Here is a 17,519-nt window from a genome sequence, read left to right on the forward strand (position 1 = left end):
GTTCTTGGTTGTATGCCTCGCCTGTTGAGTCCCCGGAATGCCATGGCACACCGGAGCGAAGACTATTGTGGCATGCCGCATTCCCCCTCCCCTGTGAGCAGGCATGCAAGGTTGCAACATATCGTCAGGCTACACTTGGCCTGTCGCGGACTTTTCCCTGAGCCATGCACTTTTCGCCCGATTCCCTGAGCCAGCGCAGCCTGCGCAGCGTCTGGCACCCCTGCACCCAGATGAAACAGCACGAGAAGCTGCCGCCGCTTGCCATCGTGCGCGGCGAAGGCGCCTGGTTGCAGGACGAAAACGGCGACCGCTATCTGGACGGCATCAGCAGCTGGTGGGTCAATCTGTTCGGCCATGCCAACCCGCGCATCAATGCGGCACTGATCGACCAGCTCGGCAAGCTCGAGCACGCGATGATTTCCGGCTGCACCCATGCGCCGGTGGTGGAACTGTCCGAGCGCCTGGCCACGCTCACCGAGCACCAGCTCGGCCATGCCTTCTATGGCTCGGATGGGGCCTCGGCGGTGGAGATCGCCCTCAAGATGAGCGCGCACTACTGGCGCAACAAGGGTCTGCCGGACAAGCACCGCTTCGTCTATCTGGAAAAAAGCTACCACGGCGAAACCCTGGGCGCGCTCAGCGTGACCGACGTGGACGTGTTCCGCCATGCCTACCATCCGCTGCTGCAGCATGCCTTCATGGCCCCCAGCCCGGATGCGCGCAGCGCCGAAACTCCGGCCAAGGCCGCCTGCCATGCCATCCAGGCCATGGATGCGCTGCTGACCGAACACGCCGGCGAGATCGCCGCCGTCATCGTCGAGCCGCTGGTGCAGTGCGCCACCGGCATGGCCATGCACGATCCCTCCTACCTGCAGCAGCTGCGCATTCTGTGCGACCGCCACCAGGTACACCTGATCGCCGACGAGATTGCCGTGGGCTGCGGCCGCACCGGCAGCTTCTTCGCCTGCGAACAGGCCGGCATCTGGCCGGACTTCCTCTGCCTGTCCAAGGGCATTACCGGCGGCTACCTGCCGCTGTCGCTGGTGCTCACGCGCGATGCCATCTACCAGGCCTTCTACGACGACGACGTGCGGATGGGCTTTCTGCACTCGCACTCCTACACCGGCAACCCGCTGGCCTGCCGCGCCGCACTGGCCTGCCTGGACATCTTCGAGAATGACGACGTACTGTGCATGAACGAGCTGCTGGCAGAGCGGCTGGACAATGCGCTGCAACCGCTGGCCAGCCACGGCGCGGTGCGCCATGCGCGGCGCCAGGGCCTGATCTGGGCCTTCGATGTGGATCCGCAAGCCATCCCGGCGATTTCTGCCGACGATGCCGCAGACGGCATGGCGGGCGGCAGCTTCGCCCAGCGCTACCACCTCGCGGCACGCCGCCACGGCCTGCTGCTGCGCCCGATCGGCCACACGCTCTACATGATGCCCCCCTACATCCTGAACCACAGCGAAGTGACGCATCTGGCGCAGGGGGCGCTCGCTAGCCTGAACGATGTGCTGAAACCGGCGTAACAACGGAATGGCCCGGCCAGTAGCAAGCAATCCTGCCCAGCTTGGCATAAGCCCTGCCATCGGCCCCTTGCTGACCGCGAACGCCCGCCGCATATTGCAACAGACACGTAACACCGCCCAGCGCGGCGGTGCGGCTTTACACATAAAGTCCAAGGCCTTCTACAATAGAAGTCAATTGTCGTCGCGTGGCCGGTTGGCCGGCACGGCAGGCCTGTGTTCCGCCGTCTGTTCCCTGCCTCCATGTCCGCTGCTCTTGCCCACCATCTGATCGTTCCCTTTGCTTCGGCCAGCTCCCCAGGCTGCCAGCAGGCCCTGCAGCAGCTCTCGCTGGGCAATCTGCCGGCCCTGCTCGACCGCCTGCAGGCCGATCCGATATGGGAATGCGACGAGTACAGCTACAGCACGCCGCATGAGCACAAGCTGGCCGAAGCGTTGGCCTGGCCGCAAGAACTCTGCCTTGACGGCCAGATGCCCTGGGCCGCGCACACCGCGCGCCTGCTCGGGGTGGCTTCCAAGCTGCCCATGGCCTGGGGCCTGGTCACGCTGTGCCACTGGCAAATCCATGCCGACCATGTCACCATGGCGCACCCGGCCGAGCTCGCGCTCAAACCGGAAGAGGCGCACAGCCTGTGCGAATCCATGCAACCCTGGTTTGCCGAAGAAGGCCTGCACCTGGTCGAACTGCCGGTGGACAAATCCGGCATCGTGCAATGGCTGGCCCATGGCCGCATGCTCGAAAACCTGCGCACCGCCTCGCTCGACCGCGTCTGCGGCCGCAACGTCGAGAGCTGGATGCCGACCTCCACCCGCGCCAGCACCAGCCCCACGGCCGCCCGCGCCGCGCCGCTGCAGCGCCTGCAAAGCGAAATGCAGATGCTGCTCTACACCCATCCGGTGAACGAACGCCGCCTGGCGCACAACGAACTGCCGGTCAACTCGTTCTGGGTCAGTGGCGCCGGCATTCTGCCGACCGAAGTGCCGGTACTGCCCGAGGCCGAGGACGCCCTGCAGCCGCACCTGCTGCGCCAGCTCGTCACCCCGGCCCAGCGTGAGGACTGGCAGGCCTGGCTCACCGCCTGGAAGTGGCTGGACGAGGCCGTATTCGGCCCGCTGCTGCAGCGCCACAAGGAAGGCAAGGTGCAGCGCCTGCGCATCACCCTGTGCAGCGAACGCCGCGCCATGACCTGGAATGCGGCCCCCGTGTCCCTGCTTCAGAAAGCCGGTCGCGCCCTGCGCCCGAGCCGTGCCGCCACGATCCTCAAGGCCCTGTAAGCCATGCGCCTGATCGAGCGCGACGTGCCGCCGCGCGCCCGCTGGGCGCTCGAGCAAGGCGGCCTGCATCCCCTGCTGGCCCAGCTCTATGCGGCACGCGGCGTAACCCAGCCGTCCGAACTCGACGATGCCCTGACGCACCTGCTGCCGCCCACCGGATTGCTCGGTACCGGCGAGGCAGCGCGCCTGCTGGCCGATGCGATGGCCGCCGGCAAATCCATCTGCATCGTGGCCGACTATGACTGCGACGGCGCCACTGCCTGCGCGGTCGCAGTGCGCGGCCTGCGCCTACTCGGCGCACGCCACGTCAGCTATCTGGTACCGGATCGCGTGGTGGATGGCTACGGCCTGACCGCCCCGATCGCCGGGCGCGTGCGTGCCACCGGCGCCGATGTGCTGGTCACGGTGGACAACGGCATCGCCAGCGTGGACGGCGTGCGCCAGGCACAGGCACTCGGGCTGCAGGTACTGGTGACCGACCACCACCTGCCCGGCCCGCAACTGCCCGATGCCGACGTCATCGTCAACCCCAATCACCCGGACTGCCGTTTTCCCAGCAAGGCACTGGCCGGCGTGGGCGTGATGTTCTATGTGCTGCTGGCCCTGCGTGCAGAGCTGCGCTCGCGCGGTGCGTTTGCCGATGGCCAGCAGCCACGCCTGGATACGCTGCTGCCGCTGGTCGCCCTCGGTACCGTGGCCGACGTGGTGCGGCTGGATGCCAACAACCGCCGCATCGTGGCGCAGGGCCTGCGCCGCGTGCGTGCCGGTGCCATGCCGGCCGGCATGCGCGCGCTGTTCCAGGTGTCCGGACGTCCCTGGCAGACTGCCTCCACCTTCGATTTCGGATTTGCGCTCGGCCCGCGCATCAACGCCGCAGGCCGCCTGTCCGACATGACGCTGGGCATCGAATGCCTGCTCGCCGACGATGCCTTGCGCGCCACCGAACTGGCGCAGCAGCTCGAAGCCATCAACCGCGAGCGCCGCAGCATCGAGGACGGCATGGGCGCGCAGGCCTTCACGCTGACCGAGAAGCTGCAGGCCACGCTGCAGGAGCCTCCGGCCGCGCTCAGCGTGTTCGACGACAGCTTCCACGAAGGCGTGGTCGGCATCGTCGCCTCGCGCCTGAAGGACCGGCTGCACCGCCCCACCTTCGTGTTTGCCGCCAGTGCGGCGCCCGGCATGGAGCATCTGCTGAAAGGCTCGGGGCGCTCGATTGCGGGCTTCCATCTGCGCGATGCACTCGATCTGGTGGCCAAGCGCCATCCGGAAGTGCTGCAGAAGTTCGGCGGCCACGCCATGGCGGCGGGCTGCACCATTGCACGCGAGCACCTGGAGGTGTTCAAGCAGGCGCTGGCACAAGTCGCCGAGGAGTGGCTGGATGCCGCCACGCTGCAGCGCACGCTGGAAACCGATGGCGCGCTGCCGGCCCGGTTCCGACGCACCGATGTGGCCGCCAGCCTGCAGCAGGCCGTCTGGGGCCAGGGCTTTGCCGCACCCGTGTTCAGCGAGGAGATGGAGGTGCTCCAGCAACGCCTGGTGGGCGAGCGCCACCTGAAACTGCAGCTGCGCCACCACGGCGAAACCGTGGACGGCATCTGGTTCGGCCGCAGCGAGCCGCTGCCGGCGCGGGCGCATCTGGCCTACCGGCTGGACATCAACAGCTGGCAGGGGCGCGAGAGCGTGCAGTTCGTGGTGGAAGGGATGGCGGACTGACGGCTGCCGCACGGGCTACGCATGTGCCTGACGGCTCTCCGGCCATCTGGTCAGCCCTGCAGCCAGGTCAGCCCTCCAGCCAGGCCGTTCCCACTACGCAGCTGGCAGCAGGATGCCAGCGCAAGCGCCGGCTGGACAAATCGAATGTCGCCACTGTCACCAGCGGCCCACCCACCTGCGCAGCGGCGTAGGCCATCAGCGCCACCTCCTGCACATGCACGGATACGGGAGGCAGCATGTCCAACACCGCCAGATTGGGCAGCAAGTCACCCAGCAACCAGGATTCACGATACAGACCCAGCGTCACGTGCGGCAGGTAATCATCCAGGTGCTGCAAGGCCGGATCGAGCGCCAGCGCCGTCCGCAGCGCATCCAGCTCGCCAGCGTGGCGCACCACCAGGAAAGGGGCCGTGGCAAAAGTCCCCACTCGACCCACCTCGATCTCGAACGGCCCCAAGCCCGCCCCTGACAGCCCCTGCATGTGCCTGTGCAACGCAGCCCGGGGGCAGGCATCGGCCGAGGCTCCCTCTGGATCGGCCACCTTCGGCGTTCCGTCTTCGGCATGCCGGAATCCGCCCGCCTCCTGCTGCACGGGAAAGCCGCACAGTCCCAGCGTCACATGCGGCTGGCGGCGATAGCCATCGAGCAACCAGGGCGCCAGCTGCCGCTGCGCTCGAGTGAACGATGGTCGCAGCTCCGGTACGTCGACATCCAGCGCCCACAGCAGAAACCACGGACGTCCGCGATGCCAGGCCGAAAAATCACCGCATACATTGCGCTGCAGACGCACTGGACGCCCTGTCTCGCCTCGCGCGCGCAAGCCCGTCGCCGCGTCAACCACCCTGCGCCAGCCAGTACAAGCCGCCCGCAAGAACCGCCAGGTTCAACAACACCGTCAACCAGAACACGATGCGGAACGGCGGCTCGAGCGTCTTGTGCCGGAACAGCTGCTGCGCCAGCCAGGCGCCGGGCCAGCCGCCGAGCAGCCCCAGCAGATGCAGAAAGCTCTCGGGAATGCGCTGCTTTCCCGCGCGCGCCGCGGCCTTGTCCCAGGCGTAGGCAATGAAGGCACACAGGCTGGCGGATACGTACACCACGACCAGCCAGCGGGCCAGCGTCATGCGCGGCCCACCTTGTCCATCAGCCGGCGGAACACGCTCGGCGAGACGAACACATCCACCTCGCCACCGAGCGTGGCGATCTCGCGCACATAGGTGCTGCTGACGAACTGGTACTGCACGCTCGGCGTGAGGAACACGGTCTCCACTTCCGGCATCAGGTGGCGGTTCATGCCGGCGAGCTGGAATTCGTAGTCGAAGTCGGTCACGGCGCGCAGCCCGCGCACCATGGCCTTGCCGCCGCGCGCCACCACGAAATCACGCAGCAGGCCGTCATAGGCTTCCACTGTCACATTGCCGTACTTGGCCACCGCCTCGCGCACCATGTCCAGCCGCTCGTTCAGGTCGAACATGGGTTTCTTGTGGTGGCCGGCCGCCACCGCCACGATCAGATGATCGAACAGCTGCGAGGCGCGGCGCACCAGCTCCTCGTGCCCCAGCGTGAGCGGGTCGAAGGTGCCGGGGTAGATGGCGGTGATCCTGGTCATGGTGTCTCCTGCAATGAATCGGGGGTTTGTGGGGCTGCGCACGGGGCGCCGGCAATCAGTCCTGCATGGTGATGGCGCTCAGGCGGGCTGCAGCAGGTGCGCATGCACCTGGCCGGCCTTGAGATGGCGCCAGCGCTGCCAGCCGAGCCCGGCCAGTTCCTCCGGCTTCCATTCACGGCCGGCCTCGAGATACAGATAGCCTCCCGCGCGCAGCACCGGCAACGCGGCCTGCAGGGCCTTGGCATACCAGTCGGCGTCGAACGGAGGATCGAGCAGGACAAGGTCGATGCTGCCGGGCCGGCGCGCCGCCTCGTGCAGCACGGCCAGTGCATCACCCTGGCGCACCTGCACGGCATCGGCGCCCAGCAGCTCCTTCAGTTCGCGCAACTGGCGCACCAGCGCGGCATGCTGCTCCACCAGCAGCACGCTGGCGGCGCCGCGCGAGGCGGCCTCCAGGCCCAGGGCACCGGTACCGGCGCACAGGTCGATGCAGTGCCAGCCGCCAAGGTCCTGGCCCAGCCAGTTGAACAGCGTTTCGCGCACGCGGTCGGGCGTGGGGCGCAGGCCGGGCGGCACGCCCGGGCCGGCCGCCACCGGCAGCAGACGACGGCGCCACTGGCCGCCGACAATGCGGACCTGGCCGGCTGCGCGCGCTGGCGCCTGACCCGGTTTTTTCCCCGTGCCGGCCGCTGATGCGCGCCCTCCGGGAGCAAATTTGGCAGGATGCGCAACGCCTTTCGCCCCCGCTTCGGCGGCATCTGGCTCGGCATGCGGCGACTGCGCCTGGCTGCGCAGGCGTTTTTCGATGGCTGACAATGACAGGCTGGAACGTCCCATGGCGGAAATCATAGGATAAAAAGGGGGTTTCGCCGGATATCTTGCGGGCTGTCATGTGCCCGACCCATGCACTTCGTACAATGAGGGAGTTGCCCGCCTTGCGCCCACTCCACTCTGCCATGTTCAGCTTCTTCAAGAAAAAACCTGCCGCCCCCGAATCCCCTGTCGAAACCCCCGTTGCCGAGGCAGCGCCGGAGACGACTGCGGAGACGGGCGTGCAGGCTGCGCCCGAAGCTCCGGCAACCGAACAGGTCCCCGCCTCCGGTGGCTGGCTCAACCGCCTGCGCCGCAGTTTCGGGGGCGACGAAGCAAGCCCGGCCAGTGCCGACGCCCCGGCCGCCTCCGGCGAACTACCGCTGGCCGAGCAGGCCCTGATCCAGGCGCTGCAGCACGATGCCATGGACAGCAGTTTCGCCGCGCTGGAGCCCACGCCCATCGACGAAGCCGCCCTGACCGAAGCCGCCCTCGCGGCTACACCGGAAGAAGCCGACGATGTGCCAGCCAGCAGCAAGTCGCCGGCGCCGCGCCACGCCGAACAGGCACCTGCCGCCACTCCCGAGGCGCAAACGCCCGCCGCGGCATCGGCATCGGCATCGGCATCCGCAGACGAGCCGGTCGCCGACGACGAAGCGGCTGCAGCTGACACCGCCACCCGCGCCGGCTGGTTCAACCGCCTCAAGACCGGTCTGCGCCGCACCGGCAGCAGCATCACCACCGTCTTTACCGGCACCCGAATCGACGAGGAACTCTACGAAGACCTCGAGGCCGCCCTGCTCATGGCCGATGCCGGCGTGCAGGCCACCGAATACCTGCTGGAAGACCTCAAGCGCCGCGTCAAGGCCGCCAAGGCCACCGATCCGGCGCAGGTGCGCACCCTGCTGACCGATGCCATTGCCGAACTGCTGCAGCCGCTGGAAAAGCAACTGGTGATCGGCGAGCACACGCCCACCGTGATCATGGTGGCTGGCGTCAACGGCGCCGGCAAGACCACCTCCATCGGCAAACTCACCAAGCACCTGAGCGACCACCGGCAAAGCGTGCTGCTGGCTGCTGCCGACACCTTCCGTGCCGCTGCCCGCGAGCAGCTCGCCATCTGGGCCGACCGCAACACGGTCGAGATCGTCAGCAACGCCGGTGGGGACCCGGCGGCCCTGAGCTTCGATGCCGTCGCCGCTGGCCGCGCGCGCGGCAAGAACGTGGTGCTGGTCGATACTGCCGGCCGCCTGCCCACCCAGCTGCACCTGATGGACGAGCTCAAGAAGATCCGCCGCACCATCACCAAGGCCTACGTCACCGCACCGCACGAGGTGCTGCTGGTGATCGACGGCAACACCGGCCAGAACGCGCTGGCACAGGTCAAGGCGTTCGACGACGCACTGGAACTGACCGGCCTGATCGTGACCAAGCTCGACGGCACCGCCAAGGGCGGCGTGCTGTGCGCGATTGCGCGCGAGAAACCGGTTCCGGTGTATTTCGTCGGTGTGGGCGAAAAACTGGAAGACCTGGAAACCTTCAATGCGCGCGAATTTGCGCAGGCGCTGCTGGGTTGAGCGGCATTTCCCGGAGCTGTCGCGCATCCGGGGCAGTGTCCTACGCCGCGTGGAGGGCCCAGGCATCAGAATGTGCAACAAGGCGTAGAAGCATTTGCCCCGATGGCTCTCGCAATTCTGCGACAGCCCCTGATTTGTTACAGGTTTTCCCGGCAGATTTAGCACTCGACTTTCAGGAGTGCTAATATCTTTCGCCAATGAGGAACATCTCGGCAAGAGATGTATCCAATACCCTGAAAGGAGTGAAGACACATGGCTGATAGGGCTGTTGCCTCCACCAAGACCCAAGACATTGCCATTGCCCCCAACTGGTCGGCAGTGGCCACCTTGCCCGCACTGGGCAATCTTGACGCGTACATCAGCGCGGTCAACCGCATGCCCATGCTCACGCCCGAGCAGGAGCATGACTACGCCAAGAAACTGAAAGACCACAACGACCTGGACGCCGCCGGTCGCCTCATCATGTCGCACCTGCGTCTGGTGGTGGCCGTGTCGCGCCAGTACCTGGGCTATGGCCTGCCGCACGGCGACCTGATCCAGGAAGGCAACATCGGCCTGATGAAAGCCGTCAAGCGCTTCGATCCGGATCAGGGCGTGCGCCTGGTGAGCTACGCCATGCACTGGATCAAGGCCGAGATCCACGAGTACATCCTGAAGAACTGGCGCATGGTCAAGGTCGCCACGACCAAGGCGCAGCGCAAGCTGTTCTTCAACCTGCGCAGCAAGAAGCAGGGCTTCAAGGCCATCGCCGGCCTGGACGATGCGGCCATGCACCGCGACACGCTCACCGAGCAGGAAATCGACATCATCGCGAAAGACCTCAACGTCAAGCGCGAGGAAGTGATGGAGATGGAAACGCGCATGAGCGGCGGCGATGTGCTGCTCGATCCGGCTCCCAGCGATGACGGCGAGCAGGCCTTCGGCCCGATCGCCTACCTGAGCGATGCCAGCCACGAGCCCACCGCCATGCTGGAAGCCCAGCAACGCGACGTGATGGCCACCGACGGCATCGCCGCCGCGCTCGACACGCTCGACCCGCGCAGCCGCCGCATCGTGGAACAGCGCTGGCTGGCCGTGAACGACGACGGCTCCGGCGGCATGACGCTGCACGAACTGGCCGCCGAGTACGGCGTGAGCGCCGAGCGCATCCGCCAGATCGAGTCGGCGGCCATGAAGAAGATGAAGACGGCGCTGGTGGAGTATGCCTGAGCCCTAGGCGCCTGACAGCCTGTGGGGCCGCTCGGATGAGCGGCCTTTTTCATGGGTGCTGCAGGATACGCGGCCACAGCGATTGCGGAATCCGGCCCGGAACGTCACTCTGCGCCACTGGTGTGCCGGCGGGGGAATGTCCTGCGCACCATTGTGCGGTTGCCCGAAGATTTTCCGTCAGCGCTTCGCTTGTCCGAAAAACCGCAGTTCTACAATGAACTGTTCGCCCCCCCGGAAAGTGAAGTCCCCCATGAACTCCCATGCCCTGATGCTGATGGCCATTCCTGCGCTGGTGGCGCTGGCTGGCGGGGTTCTCGCGGCGGTCTGGGCCCCGAGCCACCAGACGCGCAGCATGATCCAGCACTTTGCGGCAGGCGTGGTGCTGGCAGCGCTGGCCGTCGAGCTGCTGCCGGAAATCGCGCGCGAGCATCCGGCCCCCTGGCACGTATTGGCGGCCTTTGCAGCCGGCAGCATGTTCATGTACGGACTCAAGCTCTGGACCATGAAGCTGGAACATGCCGAAGAGCAGCGCGCGATTGCCAGCGGCCAGGCCGCTGCCGGCATGGCCACCGGCCTGCTGCTGGCCACCTTCATCGACGTGGCGGTGGACGGCTTCATCATTGGCGCCGGCTTTGCCGCGGGCGGCGAAACCGGCATGATCCTGGCGCTCGGTCTGTCGGTGGAACTGCTGTTCCTCGGCCTGGCGCTGGCCTCCGACAGCATCCGCGGCTGGAAGATCATTGCCGTGTCCGGCGCGCTGGGGCTGACGGTGCTGTGCTGCGCCCTGGCGGGCAGCCTGCTGCTGGCGCAGGCTTCGCACGACACCATCGGCACCGTGCTGGCCTTCAGTGCGGCCGCCCTGCTCTACCTGGTGACGGAAGAGCTGCTGATGGAGGCGCACGAGGTGGAAGAAAAACCGTTCTTCACGCTGGTGCTGTTTGCAGGCTTCCTGGTGTTCTGGGCCATCCAGTTGTTCGGGCAAGGCTGAACCCCGCCTCAAGAGGGCGCAACGGCGGCTGGCGTTCGGCCAGCGTGCGCGCGGAGGCCTCCCGTCGCCAGTGGGCGTTTAAGACTCGGCCAGCAGCGCTTTCACATCCGCTGCCACCAGTTCCGGTTTGGCGCCGTAGTTGCTGTGCAGGCGCATGCGGCCCTGCTTGTCGATCAGCAGCGTGCCGGCGGTGTGGTCCATGGTGTAGTGCTCGGGCTTGCTGCCCGGCACTTTCTTGTAGTACACGCGGTAGCCGGGCGCAATGGTCTTGCGCAGCTCTTCCGGCGTGGGCACCAGCGCCAGAAAATCCGGGCCGAAGTTGGCCATGTATTCCTTGAGCAGCGCCGGCGTATCGCGCTCGGGATCGACGGTGACGAAAATGACCTGGAAACGGTCGGCATCGGCGCCGAGCAGCTGCTTGACCTGCACCATTTCGGTCAGCGTGGTCGGGCACACATCCGGGCACTGCGTGTAGCCGAAGAACATGCCGATCACCTTGCCGCGGAAGTCGGCGACGCTGCGGCGCTGGCCGTTCATGTCCAGCAGCGAGAAGTCCTTGGCGTATTTGCCGCCGCTGATGTCCAGGCTGTTGAACTTGGCATTGGGCAGGCCGCCGGCCTTGCCCAGCTCGCTCACGCTGCCGACATCGCAGGCAGCCAGCAACAGGCCGCCGGCACCGGCGCCGATCCAGCGCAGCGCAGCGCGCCGTGGCTGCCCCGCGGCAGGGGCGCTTGGGGAATGGAGGCTTTGCATGCACGCATTGTACGGGCGGTGCCGGCTCCCTGCCGCCGGCCCCGCGCGCAACCGTGTTAAGGTATGCCGTTTTCTTGATCAGGATTGCCTTGCCATGTCCCAGCAGCCAGACCTTCCGCCAGCCGCTCCGGCCCCGGTGCACCAGCCCCATGCACCGTTGACCGCCTATTACGGCGACGAGAACGAACGTGCCGGCTTTCTGCGCGGCATCTTCGACAGCACAGCTGCCGATTACGATCGCGTGGAGCGCATGCTGGCCTTCGGCACCGGCCCCGGTTACCGCGGCAAGGCACTGGAGCGCGCCGGCCTGCAGCGCGGCATGCAGGTGCTCGATGTCGGCTTCGGCACCGGTCTGGTCGCGGCGCAGGCCATCCGCATCGTGGGCGATCCGGCCCTGGTGACCGGCGTCGATCCCAGTCCCGGCATGATGCAGGCCAGCCCGCTGCTGGAAAAGGTGCGCCTGCTGCAGGGCAAGGCCGAAAAACTGCCCGTGCCCGATGCCAGCGTGGATTTCGTCAGCATGGGCTATGCGCTGCGCCATGTGGGCGATGTGGAGGCCGCCTTCAGCGAATTCCACCGCGTGCTGCGCCCGGGCGGGCGCGTGTGCATTCTGGAGATCACCAAGCCGGAAAGCGCGCTGGGCACCGCGCTGCTCAAGGGCTATATGCGCGGCTGGGTGCCGACGCTGGCCTGGCTGAGCCGCGCCAGGGCACATACACCGCGCATGTGGCGCTACTACTGGGACAGCATCGAGGCCTGCGCGCCGCCAGCGCAGATTCTGGCGACCCTGCAGGGCTGCGGCTTTGCCGGTGCGCGCCGGCATGTGGAACTGGGGATCTTCTCGGAATACCAGGCCATCAGGGACTGACTCGCAGCGACGGCGCGGGAGCCGGTTGGGGGCCGTTCCGTACAGGCACCCTGCATCGCCGTTGCCCCAGCCGGATCAGCCGCGCGGCTTGCGCAGCATCTGCTGCATCTGGTCCAGCGGGATGGCAGTGGTGCCTTCCACCACCTTGTGGCGCGGCTCCGGCTGCAGCGCGTGGCCGTAGATCACCTCGAAGGTCAGCGGGATGCTGCCTTCGCGCTCCAGCGTGCGCAGTGCCTGGTGCAGCTCGCGCAGCCAATGGCGCCCGCGCGTGAGGCTGCCGCGTTCCACCGACACGTTGCGTCCCAGCTCGCGCAGCTCCTGCAGCAGCCGCTCGGGCGAATTGAACGTCAGCGTGATGCGCTCCATGTCCATCACCGGCTCCGCAAAACCGGCCTGCACCAGCATGTCGCCCCAGTCGTGCATGTCGGTGAACTGGTGCGTGGGCGCCGGCCAGCCGAGGCGCTGGTACAGATCGCGGATTTCGCGCAGGGTATCAGGGCCGAGCGCAGAAAACATCAAGAAACCGTTCACCGCGAGCAGGCTGCGCCATTGCGCCAGCAGCGCTTGCGGATCGGCAGCGCCATGCAGCGCCATGTTGGCCCAGAGCATGTCGATGCTGCCGGGGGCAATCGCATCGGTCCGGGTGCCCAGACGCTGGCCACGCAGGCGCGACAGGGTACGTTCCAGCCAGCCGGATTGCCCCTGGGAGGACTCCAGGCGCTGCTGCAGGAGGGACTGCACGTCAGGAGCCGCGTCGGGCTCGATCGCCCAGGCCGTGGCTTGCGGGTAGCGTTGCTGCAGCAGCGCATGCGCCTGCGTGCCCCCCTTGAGCGGCTGCCAGTGCAGCCAGCTGGCAGGTTGCAGCGTGATCCACTGCAGGCGCTCCTCCATGCGGCGCGCGACTTCCTCATGCAGCCAGGGGCTGTGCGGCAGGGATAACTGCTGCCAGCGGCGGGCAGCGACGGGGTCGATGGAAGGGGGCGTGGTGCTCGGTTTCACTGATCGCGGAGTATATAGTTCGGGCATGAACATTGTTCCAGAAAAGGATGAAAACTCCCGCCCGCTGCGCCTGCACCCGGCCGCGCGCAAGGGCTGGCTGCAGCGCCTTGCCGGCGAGTTGCGGCTGCCCGCACGCTGCGCGGTCTGCCATGGCTGGCCGCGCGAGCTGATCTGCAGCGAGTGCATTGCCGGACAGGGACAGCCAGTGTTGCGCTGTGCCGGGTGCGCCATCCGCTTGCCCGCTGAGGCTGCATCGGCTGCATCGGCTGCATCGGCTGCATCGGCTGCGTCGGCTGCGTCGGCTGCGTCGGCTGCGTCGGCTGCGTCGGCTGCGTCGGCTGCGTCGGCTGCGTCGGCTGCCATGATGCCCCCACTCTGCGACGACTGTCTGGCCGAACCTCTCGATGGTCTGGATGCCGTGCACGCCGCCCTTTCCTACCAGTGGCCCTGGCAGGGCTGCATCGACGCCTTCAAGTTCGGCCGGCAGCCCGGCTGGGCCCCGGCGCTGGCCGAGCGCATGGCGGCCCAGCCAGGCATCGCGGCAGCGATCCGGCAGTGCGACGTGCTGGTCCCGCTGCCGCTGCACCGCGAGCGTCTGGCCGAGCGTGGTTTCAGCCAGACGCTGTTGCTGGCCCGCGCCCTGCGGCGCCAGATTGCACGCAGATACGGACTGGCCCCGGAGCTCGCCCGCCTGCGTCACGACTGGCTGGTGCGTACCCGGCATACGGTGGCGCAAAGCACACTGCCGCTGGAAGAGCGCCTGCGCAACCTGGAAGGCGCCTTTGCCGCCAAGGCACTGCACGCACCGCGCCTGTATGGCGCACGGGCCGTGCTGATCGACGACGTGATGACCAGCGGCAGCACGCTGCAGGAAGCCGCGCTCGCCCTGCAGCGTGCCGGCTGTGCGACCGTGGTGGGCGTGGTGCTGGCGCGCACCGAAAAGCCGGGCTTCGAGCGCCCGCCGCCACAACCCGGCGCCAGCCCGGCCGTGGTGCCACTCCCCTGAACCGGGTCTCGCCTCAGGAAACGATGTAAGAGGCCGTCCCCAGCGACAGCACCTTGCCCTCTTCCGACAGAAACTCCATGCGCGTGCTGGCCAGCCTGGCCCCCAGCCGCAGTACCTCGGCACGCATGCGGAAGCGCGTGCCGATGCCGGGATGCAGGTAGTCCACGCGCAGGTCGATGGTGCCCAGGCGCGAGAAGTGCTGCAGGCGCTGCTCCACCGGCTCATGGGCATAGCGCGCACCGATGGCATTCATCACCGCCAGGCCGGCCACCGTATCCAGCGAGGCACTGATCACGCCGCCGTGGATGCGATTGTGGCCATAATGTCCGATCAGCTCGGGGCGCATCTCCAGCACGGCTTCGCTCACCAGCGGGGTGCAGAGCGTGGCGCGCAGGCCGAGCACCTTGTTGAAGGTGATCCGCTCCTCGAAGATCTCGACCGAGGCACGCACAAACGCGTCCTCCAGCTCCACCTGGGCCAACTGGTCAAAGGAAAGGGGTCGGAGGCTCGTGGTCATGGTGGAGATGTCCTGCATGGGTATGATTGCCATTGTGTCAAATTGTAGGCGGCGCGTGCGCGGCCTTTCCTGTTCGCCGCCTTGGCGGCCTGTTTCATGAAACGTATTCTGATCACCTGCTCCACTGTCGATGGCCATACGCTGGAAATCGGTCGCCGCCTGCACGCGCAGCTGGCAGCCAGCGGCCATGCGCCCGAGCTGATCCGGCTGGAAGAAACGCCCGCACTGCCGCTGGCTGACTATGACCAGATCGTGATCGGCGCCAGCATCCGCTACGGCCATTTCCGGCCGGCGCTGTACGCATTTGTCGAGCGCCATGCCGCCCTGCTTGCCAGCAAGCCGACGGCCTTCTATGCCGTCAATGCCGTGGCGCGCAAGCCGGCCAAGCAGACCGCCGAGACCAACCCCTACACGCGCAAATTCCTGGCCAAGGTGCCGTGGAAGCCGGCGCTGGTCGGCGTGTTCGGCGGCAAGATCAACTACCCGCAACTCGGCACGCTGGACCGCAACGTCATCCGCTTCATCATGTGGATGACCAAGGGTCCGACCGACCCGCGCTCGGTGACGGACTTTACCGACTGGGCGCAGGTGGAGGCCTTCGGGCGCAAGCTGGCGGAGCAGTAAGGATCAGCACTTGCTGAAATCGGGTGCGCGCTTCTCCATGAATGCCGTGAACGCCTCCTTCGCCGCCGGCTCCTGCAGCATGCGGCCGAAGCTGCTGGCTTCCTCCGCCATGCGCACCTGAATGTCCCTGGCCTGCGTCTGCTTGAGCAGGCGCTTGGTTTCCAGCAGCGAAGACATCGGCTTGCCGGCCAGCTTGGCGGCCTGGCGCTGGGCCAGTGCATTCACTTCGGTCGGCGGCACGATGCGGTTGACCAGGCCCATTTCCAGCGCGGCTTCGGCCTGGAACGGTTCACCCAGCAGCAGTGCCTCGGAAGCGCGCGCATGGCCCATCAGGCGCGGTGCGAGCAGGCTGGAGCCGGCCTCCGGGCACAGACCCAGGTTCACGAAGGGCATGGCAAAGGCCGCGTTGTCGCCGGCGTACACCAGATCGCAGTGGAACAGCAGCGTGGTGCCGATGCCCACCGCCGGGCCGGCCACGGCGGCCACCACCGGCTTCGGAAAGGCGCTGATCTGCTGCAGGAACTGGAACACCGGTGCCTCCGGCGTGGAGGGCGGGTTGTGCAGGAAGTCGGCAATGTCGTTGCCGGCCGAAAACACCGTGGGATGGCCCTGGAACACCACCACGCGCACGGCGTCGTCCTGCGCGGCCTGCTCGAGGAACTGCGCCATGGACGCATACATGGCGGCGGTGAAGGAATTCTTCTTTTCGACGCGGTTGAAGGTGATGGTGGCCAGGCCGTTTTCGGTATGGAACAGGATGTCGCTCATGGAATTGCTTTCTGGGAAGACAGACAACAACGCCCCGCCTCCAGCCCGTGCCAGATGCGGGGCGCGTACAGCCAGTGTACTTACACGCGCTCGAAAATGCCCGCAGCGCCCTGCCCCATGCCCACACACATGGTGACCATGCCGTATTTCAGGTTGTTGCGGCGCAGCGCGTGCACCACGGTAGCAGAGCGGATGGCACCGGTGGCGCCCAGCGGGTGGCCCAGCGCAATCGCGCCGCCCATCGGGTTGACCTTGGCCATGTCCAGGCCCAGCGTGTTGACCACGGCCAGCGATTGCGCGGCAAACGCCTCGTTCAACTCGTACCAGTCGATGTCTTCCTGCTTCAGGCCGGCATAGCGCAGCGCCGCCGGAATCGCCTCGATCGGGCCGATACCCATGATGGCCGGCGGCACGCCCTTGCTGGCAAAACTGACGAAACGCGCCAGCGGCTGCAGGTTGTACTTCTTCACCGCGGCTTCGCTGGCCAGAATCAGCGCACCGGCGCCATCGCTGGTCTGCGAGCTGTTGCCGGCCGTGACGGTGCCACGTGCGGCAAACACGGTGCGCAGCTTGGCCAGGCCTTCCAGGGTGGTATCCGGACGGGCGCCCTCGTCCAGATCGACGGTGCGCGTGCTGATATTCACCTTGCCGCTGGCCAGGTCCAGATTGCGCTCTTCGATCTCGATCGGGGTGATTTCGTCCTTGAACTGGCCGGACTGCATGGCGGCGATGGCGCGGCGGTGCGACTCGACCGCGAAGGCATCCTGCGCCTCGCGGCTCACTTTCCACTGCTGGGCGACCTTCTCGGCCGTCAGGCCCATGCCGTAGGCAATGCCCACGTCATCGCTCTTGAAGATGTCCGGGTGCAGCGACGGCGCGTTGCCCATCATGGGCACCATGCTCATGCTTTCCACACCGGCGGCGATCATCACGTCGGCTTCACCCACGCGGATGCGGTCGGCTGCCATGGCCACGGCGCTCAGGCCGGAGGCGCAGAAGCGGTTCACGGTGATGCCGCCCACGCTGGTGGGCAGGCCGGCCAGCACGGCGCCGATGCGCGCCACGTTCAGGCCCTGCTGGGCTTCGGGAATGGCACAACCGCAGATCACGTCCTCGATGCTGTTCGGATCCAGGCCTGGCGCCTGGGCCAGGGCCGACTGGATTGCCTTGACCAGCAGCGTCTCGGGACGGGTGTGCTTGAAAAAGCCCTTGTGCGAGCGGCCGATGGGGGTACGGGTTGCCGCAACGATGTAAGCGTCTTGCATTTGCTTGCTCATGGT

The 17,519-nt window shown here is 67.0% G+C and carries 18 protein-coding genes; 9 read left to right on the plus strand and 9 right to left on the minus strand.

Annotated elements, in window-relative coordinates; all coding sequences use genetic code 11:
* The first annotated feature begins 164 nt into the window (after positions 1 to 164).
* From bioA to recJ, 3 genes are all read left to right on the plus strand, one after another.
* Entirely contained in the window at positions 165 to 1,529 is a 1,365-nt protein-coding gene (gene bioA, locus ACX36O_RS10785) for an adenosylmethionine--8-amino-7-oxononanoate transaminase (RefSeq protein ID WP_213361497.1), read from the plus strand.
* A 240-nt stretch (positions 1,530 to 1,769) separates the two neighbouring features.
* Positions 1,770 to 2,801 carry a phosphoglycerate mutase gene (locus tag ACX36O_RS10790; protein ID WP_371687108.1) on the plus strand — a complete coding sequence of 344 codons (1,032 nt, stop codon included), beginning with the start codon at positions 1,770 to 1,772 and terminating at the stop codon, positions 2,799 to 2,801.
* Positions 2,802 to 2,804: 3 nt separating this feature from the next.
* Positions 2,805 to 4,514 carry a single-stranded-DNA-specific exonuclease RecJ gene (gene recJ, locus ACX36O_RS10795; protein WP_371687107.1) on the plus strand — a complete coding sequence of 570 codons (1,710 nt, stop codon included), beginning with the start codon at positions 2,805 to 2,807 and terminating at the stop codon, positions 4,512 to 4,514.
* A gap of 67 nt (positions 4,515 to 4,581) precedes the next feature.
* Here recJ and ACX36O_RS10800 read toward each other — a convergent pair whose 3' ends face one another.
* The 4 genes from ACX36O_RS10800 to rsmD form a co-directional block, all read right to left on the minus strand.
* Positions 4,582 to 5,304: a 2'-5' RNA ligase family protein gene (locus ACX36O_RS10800; protein ID WP_371687106.1), complete on the minus strand. Its 723-nt coding sequence runs from the start codon at positions 5,302 to 5,304 to the stop codon at positions 4,582 to 4,584.
* Positions 5,305 to 5,347: 43 nt separating this feature from the next.
* Positions 5,348 to 5,635, minus strand: coding sequence for a DUF1294 domain-containing protein (locus tag ACX36O_RS10805; protein WP_488359772.1), 288 nt, complete (start codon positions 5,633 to 5,635; stop codon positions 5,348 to 5,350).
* Positions 5,632 to 6,120, minus strand: a complete 489-nt coding sequence (gene coaD / locus ACX36O_RS10810) for a pantetheine-phosphate adenylyltransferase (RefSeq protein WP_213361503.1) — start codon at positions 6,118 to 6,120, stop codon at positions 5,632 to 5,634. Before coaD ends, ACX36O_RS10805 begins: the two co-directional genes overlap by 4 nt.
* A 78-nt stretch (positions 6,121 to 6,198) precedes the next feature.
* Positions 6,199 to 6,957 carry a 16S rRNA (guanine(966)-N(2))-methyltransferase RsmD gene (gene rsmD / locus ACX36O_RS10815; protein ID WP_213361505.1) on the minus strand — a complete coding sequence of 253 codons (759 nt, stop codon included), beginning with the start codon at positions 6,955 to 6,957 and terminating at the stop codon, positions 6,199 to 6,201.
* A 398-nt stretch (positions 6,958 to 7,355) separates the two neighbouring features.
* Between rsmD and ftsY the strand changes: the two genes are divergently transcribed.
* The 3 genes from ftsY (at position 7,356) to ACX36O_RS10830 (ending at position 10,704) form a co-directional block, all read left to right on the plus strand.
* Positions 7,356 to 8,507, plus strand: coding sequence for a signal recognition particle-docking protein FtsY (gene ftsY / locus ACX36O_RS10820; RefSeq protein WP_213362729.1), 1,152 nt, complete (start codon positions 7,356 to 7,358; stop codon positions 8,505 to 8,507).
* A 252-nt stretch (positions 8,508 to 8,759) separates the two neighbouring features.
* Positions 8,760 to 9,716, plus strand: a complete 957-nt coding sequence (gene rpoH / locus ACX36O_RS10825; protein WP_250131041.1) for an RNA polymerase sigma factor RpoH — start codon at positions 8,760 to 8,762, stop codon at positions 9,714 to 9,716.
* Between the two features lie 250 nt (positions 9,717 to 9,966).
* Positions 9,967 to 10,704 (plus strand): ZIP family metal transporter, encoded by a 738-nt coding sequence (locus ACX36O_RS10830; RefSeq protein ID WP_213361507.1) that lies wholly within the window; start codon positions 9,967 to 9,969, stop codon positions 10,702 to 10,704.
* A 78-nt stretch (positions 10,705 to 10,782) separates the two neighbouring features.
* On the opposite strand, the gene ACX36O_RS10835 is transcribed toward ACX36O_RS10830, so the two are convergent.
* A complete protein-coding gene (locus ACX36O_RS10835; RefSeq protein ID WP_213361508.1) occupies positions 10,783 to 11,457 on the minus strand; it encodes an SCO family protein in 675 nt (224 codons plus the stop codon).
* A 94-nt stretch (positions 11,458 to 11,551) separates the two neighbouring features.
* Between ACX36O_RS10835 and ACX36O_RS10840 the strand changes: the two genes are divergently transcribed.
* Positions 11,552 to 12,325 (plus strand): class I SAM-dependent methyltransferase, encoded by a 774-nt coding sequence (locus tag ACX36O_RS10840; protein WP_213361509.1) that lies wholly within the window; start codon positions 11,552 to 11,554, stop codon positions 12,323 to 12,325.
* Between the two features lie 75 nt (positions 12,326 to 12,400).
* Here ACX36O_RS10840 and ACX36O_RS10845 read toward each other — a convergent pair whose 3' ends face one another.
* A complete protein-coding gene (locus tag ACX36O_RS10845) occupies positions 12,401 to 13,351 on the minus strand; it encodes a class I SAM-dependent methyltransferase (protein WP_213361510.1) in 951 nt (316 codons plus the stop codon).
* On the opposite strand from ACX36O_RS10845, the gene ACX36O_RS10850 reads away from it, so the two are divergent.
* On the plus strand, positions 13,350 to 14,330 hold the full coding sequence (locus ACX36O_RS10850) for a ComF family protein (protein ID WP_488359773.1): 981 nt from the start codon (positions 13,350 to 13,352) through the stop codon (positions 14,328 to 14,330). The two genes, ACX36O_RS10845 and ACX36O_RS10850, sit on opposite strands and share 2 nt — an antisense overlap.
* Positions 14,331 to 14,343: 13 nt before the next feature.
* On the opposite strand, the gene ACX36O_RS10855 is transcribed toward ACX36O_RS10850, so the two are convergent.
* Positions 14,344 to 14,847: a thioesterase family protein gene (locus ACX36O_RS10855; protein ID WP_213362731.1), complete on the minus strand. Its 504-nt coding sequence runs from the start codon at positions 14,845 to 14,847 to the stop codon at positions 14,344 to 14,346.
* Between the two features lie 96 nt (positions 14,848 to 14,943).
* On the opposite strand from ACX36O_RS10855, the gene hemG reads away from it, so the two are divergent.
* Positions 14,944 to 15,471, plus strand: coding sequence for a menaquinone-dependent protoporphyrinogen IX dehydrogenase (gene hemG, locus ACX36O_RS10860; protein ID WP_213361513.1), 528 nt, complete (start codon positions 14,944 to 14,946; stop codon positions 15,469 to 15,471).
* 3 nt (positions 15,472 to 15,474) lie between these two features.
* Here the strand turns inward: hemG and ACX36O_RS10865 are convergent, their stop codons facing one another.
* Both ACX36O_RS10865 and ACX36O_RS10870 read right to left on the minus strand, forming a co-directional pair.
* On the minus strand, positions 15,475 to 16,239 hold the full coding sequence (locus ACX36O_RS10865; protein ID WP_213361514.1) for an enoyl-CoA hydratase: 765 nt from the start codon (positions 16,237 to 16,239) through the stop codon (positions 15,475 to 15,477).
* 80 nt (positions 16,240 to 16,319) lie between these two features.
* Positions 16,320 to 17,516 (minus strand): acetyl-CoA C-acyltransferase, encoded by a 1,197-nt coding sequence (locus tag ACX36O_RS10870; protein ID WP_371686582.1) that lies wholly within the window; start codon positions 17,514 to 17,516, stop codon positions 16,320 to 16,322.
* Between the last annotated feature and the right edge of the window lie 3 nt (positions 17,517 to 17,519).

The organism is Brachymonas sp. KE5, assembly GCF_057773645.1.